The following is a 12,270-nucleotide window of genomic DNA, read 5'->3' as shown; positions in this document are numbered from 1 at the left end:
ACCTCGCAGCAGGGCTACAGCAGCGGCGCCACCAGGATGTGGGAGAACCACCCGGTGTGGGACGTCGATCCGGTGCTGAAGCCGTTCCACGACCTGCCGAACAAGGGCCGGCTGGTGGGCTATGCCGGGCCGCCCAACCGCAAGGCCGCCGAGGTGGTGAGCAAGTACATCGTCGTCGACATGTACGCCAAGGCGATCCAGGGCATGGCGGCCGAGGAGGCCGCCAAGTGGGCGCACGGTGAACTCACCAAGGTGTACGTGTGACGCCGTACGCCGGGCTCAGTCGATCATCTCGGCGGCGCGCGCGAGCAGCGCCGCCGGCAGGGTGAGGCCGAGCGCCTTTGCCGTCCTGAGGTTGAGCAGCAGCTCGAACCTGGTGGGCTGATAGATCGGGATGTCGCCCGGCCTGGCGCCGTCCAGGATCCGGTGCACCACGTCGGCCAGGTGCGTCAGCAGCTCCGCGAGGTCGACGGTGTAGGCCATCAGCCCGCCGGCCTCGACGAAATCGCGGTAGGGATACATCGCCGGCAAGCGGTGCTTCCCGGCGAGCTCGGCGATCAGCCGGCGGTGTGCATAGAGATCGCCGCTGACCAGTACGGCGTCCGGCCGCTCCTGCCCCATCGCCGCGAAGACGCGCTCGATCTCCGGCGGAGTGCCCTTCTGCGGCACCATCGAGACCAGCGCGATCCCCAGGCGGCCGCCGGCATCGCGCAGGAATTGCCGGGAAGAACCTTCCCAGCCGTCGCGCATGCCGAGGAAGGCCGCCCTGGTCATCGACGGAATGGCTTCCTTCAGGAGCTCCAGGCGCTTCTCCCAGATCTCGATTCCGGCATCGAGCGTGATGCCGGTGAGGTTGCCGCCGGGCCGGGCGAGGTTGGTGACCAGTCCGGCCTCCAGCGGATCGAGCATGAAGGCGACGACCGGGATGGTGCCGGTCGCCGCCTTGAAGGCGAGCACGACGGGGTTGGGTCCGGCCACGATCAGCTCCGGGTCGCGGGCCACGATCTCGCGCGCCAGATCGGCGTAGCGCTCGTCATGTCCCTCGGCGGAGTAGCGCTCGATGATCAGGTTTTCCCCTTCGACGTAGCCCAGGCGGCGCAGCGCGGCGAAGAACGCGCGCCACGCGGTCCCTCCTCCGGTTTCGGTCAGGAGCGCCGCCGGGATCGCCGGATGGAAGATCGCTATTCGATGCCGCGTTGGTCGCGGCTGCGACCGCGCGCCGTGTGGCGACACCGCCACGCCGCCAAACAACGCCATGAGGTTGCGCCGCCGCATCGAGCCCTCCCCGGAGCATCAGGGCTACGCGTTGTGCAAGCGTCGAGCCTAGCACTTCGCGGCCGGGCGGCACGCGGGAAATGCAACGCGCAGGCGATTCCCCACAGCGCGGGGAGCAACGGCAAGGCTGGCAACGCAGCCCGGTCCTTCCGGTTCCTCGCATTTGTGCCGCGGTGAGCCGACGCCCGCGGAACCATCCCGCGGACCCGGCGTTGACCTCGCCGCCGCGCTACCGTCGATCGCGCGAGGGAGACGATCATGAAGGAACTTGTCGTTTTCACCGCACTCTGCGTCCTCATCGGAGGCTGTGCCTTCCGCAGCGAAACCGTGGTGCAAAAGCCCGCGCCCGCGGCCGCTCCGGTGGTCGTGGCCGATCCGCCGCCCAGCACCGTCGTCGTGACCGATCCGCCGCCCAGCACCGTCTACGTGCCGTCGCGCTACTAGGCCGTGGGTCGGCGCGCCGCCACGACCTCGAGCCGGGACGTGGCCGATTTCGCCCCGAGCGAACGCTCCCAGCTTCGGCTCGGCACGAGCCAGGCTGAAAGCGTCCTGGAAAAGCGATTACATTGGTGCCTGTTTCGATCTGGTTTGATCGCGGCATCGATTGGAATCGGCTTTGAACGGATGGCGCATGGCCCTTGCCGCCTCGCTGGCGGCCATTCTCGTCGGCTGGGCTCCGCAAGCGGCGGTGAGCCGCGAGGGGCTCGTCGCCATCGGCGGCGTGAACCTGCACATCGAGACCCTGGGCAGGTCCGGACCGACCGTCGTCTTCGAAGCGGGTCTGGGCAACGATTCCACCACCTGGAAGTCGGTCGCCGGTCCCGTCGCGACGTTTGCCCGGGTGGTGCTCTACGATCGCCCGGGACTGGGGCGGAGTTCGCCGCCAAAGGACAAGACCACTGCGGTCACCGCGGACGAGGTCGCGACCCGGCTGCACGCCTTGCTGGCCGCCGCCGCGCTTCCACCGCCCTACATCCTGGTCGGGCACTCGCTCGGTGGCCTGTACGTGCAGATGTTTGCGCGCAAATATCGACAGGACGTCGCGGGCGTCGTGCTGCTCGACTCCTCGAGCCCCGATGCGCCCGGTGAACTGAAGACGCGCGCTCGTCTCGCGCCGGGAACGGCGGCCTATCTCGAGGAGGAAGGCGTGCCCGAAAGCAACGAGCAGGTCCGACGCGGCGGTCCGTTTCCCGACGTGCCGCTCACCGTCATCGCGGCGACCGACCATGGACCGTATTTCCGGGAATGGGAGCCGACCCTGATGCGCTTGCAGCAGCAACTCGCCACCCTCTCCGCTCGCGGCACGTTGATCGTGGCCGAGGGCAGCGGCCACGACGTTCAGCTCGACCGTCCGCAGATCGTCATCGATGCCGTGCGCCGAATGGCCGGAGCCGCGCAGCCGAGGCCGTAGGCCTGGCCCGACGAAACCCCACTTCGTCGTCTGACCGCAAAAATCGCCTCACTCGCGACTCGTCGGGCGCCCTTCCCTGCGGTCCGACGACGGCCTGCGCCGGAGCACCGTCCGCATGATGGCGATGAACAGCAACGCCGCGACCGGCCAATGGAACCAGATGCTGTGCAGGCCGGTGAAAACGTTGATCAGGATCAGAAAGCCCGAGATCGTGAGGGCCACCGCGACGGGCCGCGGCAGGCTCGCCAACCGATCCGAGATGGAGTGCATCCCGGTGGCCGGCTCGTGTCCGTCGCGAGGCGATGAAGCGCCGGCTTGCGGGACTGCCCCTGGTTCCGGCCGGGGAGCGGCGATTTCGTCCGCCGGGAAGCTGCGTGCCCCGGCATCCCGGCCAGTCATGGTCACTCGATAGCTGATCACGGGAGCAACGTTCTTCATCTGCTGCTGGCCGAGACAGTCGAAGCCGAGGGACAATTTGTTGCGCACCTGATCGTAGACGGAACCGGAGATCACGACGCCCCCGGGCTCGGCCACCTCCTGCAGTCGCGAGGCGATGTTGACCCCGTCGCCATAGATGTCGGAGCCCTCCACCATCACGTCGCCCAGGTTGATGCCGATGCGGAACCGCATGCGCCGCGCGTCGGGCGGGTCCTGGTTGGAAATTTCCTGCTGGATCTCGACCGCACACTGCACGGCCTCGACGACGCTGGCGAATTCGGCGATCACGGCATCGCCCCAGGTATTCACGATCCGCCCGTCATGGCGCTCCACCAGGCCGGCCATGGCGGCGCGGTAGCGGCGCAGCGTCTCCAGCGTTGCCGCTTCGTCCGCTTCCATGAGGCGGGAGTATCCGTACACATCGGCGCACAGCACCGTGGTCAGCCGGCGTTTCACCTTGTCGGTCATCGCCGCCATGATAGCCGCACCGCTCGCCAAAGGCATGAGGCAGATGCGCCGGTCCCGCGGGGTTGTTCCAGTTTCAGTGCGGGTCGAAGGCCGTGATAGACTCGCCGATCCGTCGACCGGGAAAGGACGATGCGCACGCTTCGAGGATGGAGGGCTCTCGCCGGCGGCGCGATGATCGTCGCGGCGCAGATCGCGCTTGGCGGGCGCGCCGGCGCCGAAGACAGGCTGCTCGCCGAGGCGGTCGACTTCACCGGCACGCTGACCTATCTCGGCGCCAGGGTCCCCGGCTTCCTGCTGGCCGCGGTGCGCAACGGCGAGATGGCCTTCGCCGGTTTCGGGAAGATATCCGACACCAGCGACAGGACGCCCGACGCCGATACGATGTTTCGCATCGGCTCGATCAGCAAGGTGTTCTGCGGCGAAGTCCTCGCCAGCATGGTTCTCGACGGCAAGGTGCGTCTTGCCGATCGCCTGCAGGATCGCCTCGGCTATGGCGTCGCGCTGCCCGAAAAGGAGGGCCGCCCGATCCGGCTGATCGATCTCGTGACCCACGCGTCGGGGCTGCCGCGCGAGGTGCCGCGGCCCGACGGGCCGCCGGACGATCCGTTCGGCACGAACACCCGGGAAGCGCAGATCGCAAACCTCAAGACCAATCCCCTGCTGTTTCCGCCGGGCACGGCGGCGCTCTATTCGAACTACGGATTCGATCTTCTTGGCGCGGCGCTGGCCCATGCCGGCGGCAAGCCCTATGCCGACCTCCTGAGGGAGCGCGTGCTCGATCCCGTCGGCATGAAGAGAACGCTGTTCAATCCGCGGCCGGACGACGAAAGCCGCGTCATGCAGGGCCACGATTTCGACGGATCGGCGATGGTGCGGGCGCGCACGCCGGCCAGCATCGAATGTGCCGGAGGATTGTATTCCACGGTCGACGACATGGCGCGCTGGATGAAGTGGCATCTCGACCGGCTGGCGACGGCGGATCGCGACCTGCGCCTGCTCGATCACGCCGCCTGGCTCTACCGCGACGGGCTCACCGCCGTGTCCGGGCTCGACGACGCCGGAACGATGGATGCGATGGGTCTCGGCTGGGTGATCAACATGCCGACGGCCAACCGCCCGCTGATCCTGCAGAAGACCGGCGGCCTGCAGGGGACGTTCGCCTATCTGGCGATCGCGCCGACGCGCGGGGTGGGCGCGTTCTTCGTCATGAACGCGTTCAGCATCGGCGGCTTCAGCGCTGCCGTCGCCGCGACCAACGGATTGATCGCGCAACTTGCGCCACGCTGAGGGGATCGGGTCAGAAGCCCGGATACTGGTCGTCGCCGACCTTTTCCATCCAGTCGACGACCTTGCCGTTCAGCGCTTCCTGGATGGCGATGTGGGTCATGCCCGTCGTCGCCTTGGCGCCGTGCCAGTGCTTCTCGCCCGGCGCCGTCCAGACGACGTCGCCCGGCCGGATCTCCTCGACCGGACCGCCCCAGCACTGCACCCAGCCGCAGCCCGCCGTGACGATCAAGGTCTGGCCGAGCGGATGCGTGTGCCAGGCGCTGCGCGCCCCGGGCTCGAAGGTCACGCTGGCGCCGCTGGTGCGCGCCGGATCCGCGGCCTGGAACAGCGGGTCGACGCGCACCGTGCCGGTGAACCACTCCGCTGGTCCGTTGCGGGACGGCTGCGAGCCGTTGCGCTTGATCTCCATGGTCGCTCCCCTTCGTCGCTCAACGCGGCCAGTCAACGCGGATCGAGGCGCAGCGTGGTCGGCAGGGTTTCAGGACCTACCATCTCCTGCGCATGGGAACTCGGCTGGTATTTGCCCAGGAATTCGCGGCTCACCCGAGCAACCGCCGCGGAGTCGCCGACCGGGATGGCCTGCACCGCCAGCTGCCGATCGCCCACCTCCAGCGTGGCCGGTCCGCCGGACGCGAGATCCCGATACCAGCGGCCCCTGGCGCCCAACCACGAGCGCACATAGACCTCGTCATCGGCCACCACCACCCAGATCGTCACCGCGCTTTCGGGATGCCGGCCGGTCCGGATCGCGACCTCCCGCCGGTCGCGCAATTCGTGCAAGGTGTCCGTATCGAACTTCGTCATGGCCTCGCCTCCCGGATCAATACTTGAGGCGCGCGTGGCTGGCGACTAGACGCCATACTGCGCATGGACTTATGAGCAGAAGCCATAAATGCCCCGCGGCAACCTGAACGATCTCCTCGCCTTCCTGGCCGTAGCGCGAGAGCGCAGCTTCACCAGGGCTGCCGCCAAGCTCGGTGTTTCCCAGTCGGCGCTCAGCCACACCATGCGCGAGCTCGAAGCCCGGCTCGGGCTGCGCCTTCTCACCCGCACCACGCGCAGCGTCTCGCCGACGCAAGCCGGTGAACATCTGCTTGCCACCCTGGGGCCTCGATTCGAGGAGATCGAGGCCGAGCTCGCGGCCCTGAGTGAACTTCGACAGAAGCCTGCCGGCGCCTTCCGGATCACGACCAGCGACTACGCGGCCGACACCATCCTCCTGCCCAGGCTTGCCAAGCTTCTGCGGCAATATCCCGACATCAAGGTCGAGATCGCGATCGACTACGGCCTGACCGACATCGTCGCCCAACGCTATGACGCGGGCGTCCGGCATGGCGGACAGGTGGCGAAGGACATGATCGCCGTGCGCATCGGGCCGGACATGCGCATGGCGGTCGTCGGCGCACCGTCCTATTTCAAGGCGCACCCCGAACCGTCGAAGCCGCAGGACCTGATCGATCACAACTGCATCAATCTGCGCCTGCCGACCCATGGCGGGCTCTATGCCTGGGAGTTCGAAAGAGGCGGCCACGAGCTCAAGGTGCGCGTCGAGGGCCAGTTCGTCTGCAACGGCGCCGTCCAGATGCTGAACGCGGCGCTGGCCGGATTGGGTCTCGCCTACGTGCCGGAGGATCTCGCGGGGCCTCATCTCGCCAGGGGCCGTCTCAGACGCGTGCTCGGAGACTGGTGTCCTCCGTTCTCCGGCTACCATCTCTACTACCCGAGCCGCCGCCAATCCTCGGCCGCCTTCGCCCTGCTGGTCGACGCGCTGCGCTACCGCGCTTGATCAACCTAATCGTTCCGAAGCCGGTAGCGCAGCCAGACCGCGCCACCGTCCAGCATCTGGCAGCTTTGCAAGGTCATCGACCCGACCGGCGCGCGGATGCCGGCCTCCGCATCCCTCGAATCGAACACGCTCGGCGCGCCTTTGGCACCGTCGACGGCCGGGACGATCGCGAGGCTGATCTCGTCGATGAGGCCCGCCCGCAGGAAGGCGCCATTCCCCCCGCCGCCGCCCTCGAGCAGCAAGCGCTCGATCCCGAGCTCGCGGTTCAGGATCTCCAGCGCCAGTGCGAGATCGATCTCCTGCTTGCCGGCAAAGATGTAGGACACGCCATCGGCGCGGAGCCCGGCGAGATGGGCGTGCGAGACTTGTTCCGTCAGCACCACGATGATCGGATCGCCGCCGATGTCGGCGCGACCCCAGGCGATCCTGCCGTGCGCGTCGAGCACGACGCCCCAGGCCGCCGCATCACGCCGCGCGATCCAGGGTTCACGGGAAGGGATCCGATCACCGTGCGCCGGATAGGCATCCCTCTTCGCGAACTCCTGTCCGGTCACGCGGCCCACCAGCCAGGCGTCGCCCTCGAGCTGGTCGTGCAGGCGCTCGAACAGGCCGGCCGTGTTGTTGTCCTTCGGCCGCCAGCGGCTGGACAGGATGCGACCGTCGACGCTCGAGACCATGTGGCAGATCACGTGAGGTTTCATGGCTGTCCTTTGCGCCAGGCACGACCGCCGGTCTGCAGCCAGAGGGCGATCGGCGCCGAGCATAGCGCGACCAGCGCGCTGGCAAGAAACACCGCGCCGAGACCGGCCCCGCTCGCGATCAGCCCCAGTACCGGACCGCCGACACCGAGCGCAAGGTCGAGAAACGCGGTGTAGGCTCCCATGGCGAGACCGCGGCTCTCCGGCGGCACACGAAGGACGGCTTCCACCCCGAAGCCGGGATAGACGAGCGAGTAGCCGAGGCCGGTAAGCGCCGCCCCGAGCAATGCGAGCGCGGACCACGGCGCGAGCCAGATCAACGCCTGGCCCATCGCCTCGACCAGCACGCAGGCCAGCGCCACTCTGGCGCCGCCGATCCGGTCCGGCAGATGGCCGAAGGCGAGCCGCGCCAGAATGAAGACGACGGCGAACGTCGTATAGGGAAGCCACCCGTTGCTCCAGCCGCGCTCGGCGAACAGCAGCGTGACGAAGGCGGTGATCGCCCCAAAGCCGACGCTGCTCAGCGCCGAACCGAGGCCGGGGACCCAGACGGCGCCGAGCACCCGGGTGAATCCGGACCGGGCATGAGACAGCGGCGCGACCGCCGCAAGCGGCGCGACGAGCACCAGGGTCGCGAGCGGGGCCAGCGTCGTGGCCCACGCAATCGCCATGAAGCCGTAGTGGTCGTAGAGCACCGCGCCGGCCGGAGCGCCCAGCGCGAAGGCGGCGAACATCGCCGCGCCCACCCAGGCGATGACCCGGCCCGTGTCTTGCTCATCGACGAGCGCCAGCCCCCAGCTCACCGCGCCCGTGATGACGAAACTCTCTGCCCCGCCGAGCAGCAAGCGGCCCAGCAACAGAATGGCGGCCGATGTCAGCGGCGCGCCGACCGGCAGCAGCGACAGCAGGTAAAGCAAGCCGGACATGGCGGCGACCAACAGTCCGGCGACGACGGCGCGCTTGGCGCCGCGGCTGTCGGCGTAGTGCCCCGCCCATGGCCGCGAGATCAGCGCCGCCGCAAACTGGCTGCCGGCGACGAGGCCCACCAGGAACGTGCCGAGGCCCAATCCGTCGTGGACGTGAAGCGGCAGCACCGGCATCGCGCAACCGATGACCAGAAACGCCACCAGGACCACGCCCATGATCGGCAGCAGCGCCGCGACGGACCGGTCGTCGCGGACCGTCCGGCCGGGCGAAGCAGAAGCACAGGCATCCATGACGAGCAATGTTATGGGAGAGGGCGCCGCCATCGATTAGAGGGCGGGCACCGCACAGGCCTATGAGAGCGGCTCATGAATACCGTTGGCCGCGCTGCCCCGCGCGGAAGCGGCGAATGGAAGGATGCTCACGTCGTATGGGCGCCGCCGGGCTGGGAGATGCCGGAGAGCGCGGCGGTGGCATGGCCGGTCCTCGCCACGGTCGCGAGGTCGGCGAGCGAGAGGATGCCGACCAGCCGCCTGTCGCGATTCATGACCGGCAGGCGGCGCAGCTGCTGCTCGGCCATGTTGCGCGCGACGTGGGCGGTTTCCTCGTCCTCGAAGCAGAACTTGATCTCCTCCGTCATGACCTCGCGCACGCGCGTCGACGGCGGCTTGCCGGCGGCGACGCCGCGCACGGCGATGTCGCGGTCGGTGATCATGCCCACCAGCCGGTCGTCCTTGCCGACCGGCAGCGCGCCGGCATCGATCTCCTGCATGATCCTGGCCGCCTCCTGGATGTTCTGCTCCGGATCGATCGTCCGCACGTTGCGGCTCATGGCTTCGCTCACCCGCATGTCGCTTCCTCCATCTGGCTCGCCCAGACTCAATGACCCCGCGGCCGTCGGGGTTCCGTTGCGACTCTGTGCCAGGCAGCCGGCGGGACTGCCGCGCGTTGACCTCGCGATGCCCGTTCCCGACCCCGGCTCCGACCGATCGCGTGCGGCACGGCAGGCGATCGGGATCGCGCTGGCCGGCGCGGCCGGCCTGTTCCTCGCGTGGAAGGCGGCCGATGCCCTGCTGCTGATCTTCACCGGCCTGTTGCTGGCCGCGCTGCTCGATGCCGGGGCGCGCGGGCTCGGCCGGCTGCTGCCGGTCGGGCGCGCCTGGAACGTGGCGATCGTGAGCGTCGCGATCGCGCTGGCCGCGGCGGGCCTGCTGGTGTGGGGCGGGCTGAGCGTCGCGGGCAAGATCCACGCCTTCCTCGATACGCTGGGCGGCGAGGTGCAAGCGCTGGAGGGCAACATCGAGAGTTTCGTGACGGCGCTGTCGGTCGGCCATCGCGACGCCCAGGCCGCGGGCCATGTCGCGCGCTTCCTGCTGCCCGACCCCGAGCGCCTGTTCGGCGAGGCGCGTGGCGCGCTGGTGCTGGCGCTGGGCGGCATCGGCGAGGCGGTGGTGGTGGCGCTGATCGGCGTGTTCGTCGCCGCCAACCCGCCCGCCTACCGCGCCGTGCTGGTCGAGCTCCTGCCCGAGCGCCAGCGCGCCCGCGCCGCGCTCGCGCTCGACGCGGCGGCCCACTTCCTGCGCCGCTGGCTGGTCGGCCAGCTCGCCGCGATGCTGCTGCTCGCCGCCCTCACCTGGGCGATGCTGGCGGCGCTCGCGGTGCCCAACGCGCTGCTGCTCGCGCTCGTGGCCGGGCTGCTGAACTTCGTGCCCTATCTCGGCGCCGTGGTCGGCGGCGGGCCGATCCTGCTGATGGCCCTGCCGCTCGGCCTGACCCACACCGCGATCGTGCTCGGCCTCTACACCGTGATCCATGTCGGCGTGGGCTACATCGTGGTGCCGCTGATCCAGAAGCACGCCGTGCACCTGCCGCCGGCGCTGACGCTCGCCAGCCTGATCCTGTTCGGCGCGCTGTTCGGCCTGGCGAGCGTCGCCGTCGCGACGCCTTTGGTCGCCGCCGCCCGCCACGCCTTCCTCCGCCTGCGCGCAACCGCGCCGGCGGAGCGGGAGTGATGCGCGAGGCGAGGCCCGCCGCGCGGTGGACACCCCGGCCGGCCGGAGCGATGGTGCGCTGGCACCGGGGCGGGGCGAGATGGGCTACTGGCGGGAGGTTCACCGGCGGGCGTTGCGGCGCATCGCGAAGGACGGGCTCGGCAGCCCGGGCCGGCTGATCGTCTATTTCGTCGCCCAGTCCGCGGGCGCCGTCGTGATCTGGCTCGCCCTCGGCCGGTCGGGCATGCCGGCTTCCGGGGCGCGGCTCGTCGCGTCGGCGGCGCCGTTCCTCGCCTTGCCGCTCCTCTACCTCTGGCGGCTGATCGGCGCGCCGGCTTCGCTCCATCGCGACATGCAGGCGCGGCAGGCGCAGAGCGCCGCACGCATCGAGGCGCTGGAGAGGCGCATCGCCGAGCTCGAGGCCGAGCCGCCGCCGCCGTCGCGCGACCCCGACGGCATTTTCCAGCACGGCGTCCAGGTCGGCCGGGTGATCCTGCCGCTCGCCGATCCGGCGCGCAGCTCGGCGACCTTCCAGCAGATCGTCGAGGCGGCCGATTTCGACGCCTCGGCCGAGTTCGACTATCGCGACTGGGTGCTCAGCCTGCAGGGCGTGGGCGGCGACGTGAGATCGCGGATCGGCGGCACGCGCTCGCGCTCGCTGAGCAACGTCGTCTGCCGCATCGAACGGACGCGCGCGTGGCGCAGCTCGTGATACGCCAACGAAGCGCACTCATGATCGGGCGGACCGCGAGCCTCTGGCTCGCTCACGACCATGAGCGAGCGCGACGCTCGCGGTCCGAAAGAGTGGCGCTCCAAGGGGGATGAAAGCGAAGATGCTGACACTCTATTCCTATCCGGCGCTGTTCGGCGTCGCCGACAACAACGGCTACGGGCTGAAGGTCTATGCCCTCCTGAAGCTGGCGGGGATCGGCTTCGTGCACGAGCACCTGTTCGACGCCTCGGCGGCGCCGCGCGGGCAGCTTCCCTACATCGTCGACGACGACAAGACGATCGGCGACAGCGACACCATCATCGCCCATCTCTTCGCCAAATACCGGCCCGAGCTCGATCGCGGCCTGACGCAAGCCGAGCGCGACACCGACCACCTGGTCGGCCGACTGCTCGACGACCTCTACTGGGTGATGTCCTACTCGCGCTGGAAGGACGAGCGCTACTGGCCGCTGTTCGCGGCGGCGCTCCGCCGCGAGCATCCGCACCTCACCGAGACGGGCCTCGTGAAGGCGAAGGAGTACAACGCCCAGCGCTACCACTTCCAGGGCATCGGCCGCTACGCACCGGACGCCGCCTACGCCCGTGGGCTGGCCGATCTCGCGGTGCTGGCCAGCCTCGTGCCCGCGTCAGGCTTCGTGCACAGCGCCAAGGCGGGCAGCGTCGATGCGGCGATCTACGGCTTCATCGCCAACATCCACTTCTACGATATCGACACGCCGTTGAAGCAGTTCGTGTCGGCCCATCCCAGACTCGTCCGCCACTGCACCGAAATCCACGCCGCGATCACGTGAGGCACGCTGTTCCCTTTTGCGAGATCGCGTCGCCGGCGTCAACCATCCGTCCGGCGGACCGAGATCGCGTATGCTGCGCTTGAGTGACTCGTTACGAATTTGAGGGTGAAGCGGCGCTCGCCGTCCGGGCCACCCATGATCGTTGCCGGCCCAACCTGAGCGTCCTGCCCCGAACTCAGAATGCAGGTCAAGGTCCCGGCGCCACTCACCTGACCCGCGGGAGAAATGACGACGGGAAACACCTGCGGGGCGCAGCCTGACTTGATCACGGTGACAGTACCGCGCCCGTTGTCGACCGTCAGAGTGGCGTGAACTGTTCCGCCGCCAGTAAGCAGCGCCCCGCTGTAGGTCCCATTGAATCTCGCCAGTGCCGATGGTGCGGCGGCGGCTTGTTCCGCCGGGGGCACGACCTTCTCGGCGAGACGCTTGTCGTCCCCGGCCTTCTTCCGGGCATCGTCGTCGAATCTCG

15 protein-coding genes and 1 pseudogene are annotated in these 12,270 nt (G+C 69.1%); 8 read left to right on the top strand and 8 right to left on the bottom strand.

Translation table 11 applies throughout. From position 1 onward, the window contains the following. Positions 1-264, top strand: a pseudogene (locus VH499_RS23330) (sugar ABC transporter substrate-binding protein); the annotation flags it as partial. Between the two features lie 15 nt (positions 265-279). Here the strand turns inward: VH499_RS23330 and VH499_RS23325 are convergent. Next, the gene (locus VH499_RS23325) at positions 280-1,275 is read right to left on the bottom strand and encodes an ABC transporter substrate-binding protein (protein ID WP_332055167.1); all 996 of its coding nucleotides are present in this window, start codon (positions 1,273-1,275) and stop codon (positions 280-282) included. Positions 1,276-1,533: 258 nt separating this feature from the next. Between VH499_RS23325 and VH499_RS23320 the strand changes: the two genes are divergently transcribed. Beyond that, positions 1,534-1,719: a hypothetical protein gene (locus VH499_RS23320; RefSeq protein WP_332055166.1), complete on the top strand. Its 186-nt coding sequence runs from the start codon at positions 1,534-1,536 to the stop codon at positions 1,717-1,719. Between the two features lie 187 nt (positions 1,720-1,906). After that, on the top strand, positions 1,907-2,686 hold the full coding sequence (locus tag VH499_RS23315; RefSeq protein WP_332055165.1) for an alpha/beta hydrolase: 780 nt from the start codon (positions 1,907-1,909) through the stop codon (positions 2,684-2,686). Between the two features lie 48 nt (positions 2,687-2,734). On the opposite strand, the gene VH499_RS23310 is transcribed toward VH499_RS23315, so the two are convergent. Continuing rightward, positions 2,735-3,601, bottom strand: a complete 867-nt coding sequence (locus VH499_RS23310; RefSeq protein WP_332055164.1) for an adenylate/guanylate cyclase domain-containing protein — start codon at positions 3,599-3,601, stop codon at positions 2,735-2,737. A gap of 120 nt (positions 3,602-3,721) precedes the next feature. On the opposite strand from VH499_RS23310, the gene ampH reads away from it, so the two are divergent. Beyond that, on the top strand, positions 3,722-4,879 hold the full coding sequence (gene ampH, locus VH499_RS23305) for a D-alanyl-D-alanine-carboxypeptidase/endopeptidase AmpH (protein ID WP_332055163.1): 1,158 nt from the start codon (positions 3,722-3,724) through the stop codon (positions 4,877-4,879). Positions 4,880-4,889: 10 nt separating this feature from the next. Here ampH and VH499_RS23300 read toward each other — a convergent pair whose 3' ends face one another. Beyond that, positions 4,890-5,288 (bottom strand): (R)-mandelonitrile lyase, encoded by a 399-nt coding sequence (locus VH499_RS23300; RefSeq protein ID WP_332055162.1) that lies wholly within the window; start codon positions 5,286-5,288, stop codon positions 4,890-4,892. 32 nt (positions 5,289-5,320) lie between these two features. After that, complete coding sequence (locus VH499_RS23295; protein WP_332055161.1) at positions 5,321-5,683, bottom strand: DUF2255 family protein; 363 nt, start codon at positions 5,681-5,683, stop codon at positions 5,321-5,323. 88 nt (positions 5,684-5,771) lie between these two features. Between VH499_RS23295 and VH499_RS23290 the strand changes: the two genes are divergently transcribed. Next, positions 5,772-6,665: a LysR family transcriptional regulator gene (locus tag VH499_RS23290; protein WP_332055160.1), complete on the top strand. Its 894-nt coding sequence runs from the start codon at positions 5,772-5,774 to the stop codon at positions 6,663-6,665. A gap of 5 nt (positions 6,666-6,670) precedes the next feature. Here the strand turns inward: VH499_RS23290 and VH499_RS23285 are convergent, their stop codons facing one another. The 3 genes from VH499_RS23285 to VH499_RS23275 form a co-directional block, all read right to left on the bottom strand. Continuing rightward, entirely contained in the window at positions 6,671-7,366 is a 696-nt protein-coding gene (locus VH499_RS23285; protein ID WP_332055159.1) for a dihydrofolate reductase family protein, read from the bottom strand. Continuing rightward, positions 7,363-8,580 (bottom strand): arabinose transporter, encoded by a 1,218-nt coding sequence (locus tag VH499_RS23280; RefSeq protein WP_332055158.1) that lies wholly within the window; start codon positions 8,578-8,580, stop codon positions 7,363-7,365. Before VH499_RS23280 ends, VH499_RS23285 begins: the two co-directional genes overlap by 4 nt. 128 nt (positions 8,581-8,708) lie before the next feature. After that, the gene (locus VH499_RS23275; RefSeq protein ID WP_332055157.1) at positions 8,709-9,137 is read right to left on the bottom strand and encodes a CBS domain-containing protein; all 429 of its coding nucleotides are present in this window, start codon (positions 9,135-9,137) and stop codon (positions 8,709-8,711) included. A 109-nt stretch (positions 9,138-9,246) separates the two neighbouring features. Between VH499_RS23275 and VH499_RS23270 the strand changes: the two genes are divergently transcribed. The 3 genes from VH499_RS23270 (at position 9,247) to VH499_RS23260 (ending at position 11,801) form a co-directional block, all read left to right on the top strand. Next, positions 9,247-10,299, top strand: coding sequence for an AI-2E family transporter (locus tag VH499_RS23270; protein ID WP_332055156.1), 1,053 nt, complete (start codon positions 9,247-9,249; stop codon positions 10,297-10,299). Between the two features lie 79 nt (positions 10,300-10,378). Beyond that, complete coding sequence (locus tag VH499_RS23265; RefSeq protein WP_332055155.1) at positions 10,379-10,990, top strand: hypothetical protein; 612 nt, start codon at positions 10,379-10,381, stop codon at positions 10,988-10,990. Positions 10,991-11,111: 121 nt separating this feature from the next. After that, positions 11,112-11,801, top strand: coding sequence for a glutathione S-transferase C-terminal domain-containing protein (locus VH499_RS23260; protein ID WP_332055168.1), 690 nt, complete (start codon positions 11,112-11,114; stop codon positions 11,799-11,801). 38 nt (positions 11,802-11,839) lie between these two features. Here VH499_RS23260 and VH499_RS23255 read toward each other — a convergent pair. Then, positions 11,840-12,270: hypothetical protein (locus tag VH499_RS23255; RefSeq protein WP_332055154.1), on the bottom strand; the 431-nt coding region annotated here is incomplete at its 5' end.

Origin of the sequence: Reyranella sp., assembly GCF_036558665.1 — a bacterium.
Lineage (GTDB): Bacteria > Pseudomonadota > Alphaproteobacteria > Reyranellales > Reyranellaceae > Reyranella.
Note: the sequence above shows the minus strand (reverse complement) of the source record. Positions and strands in the feature narration are given on the sequence as shown.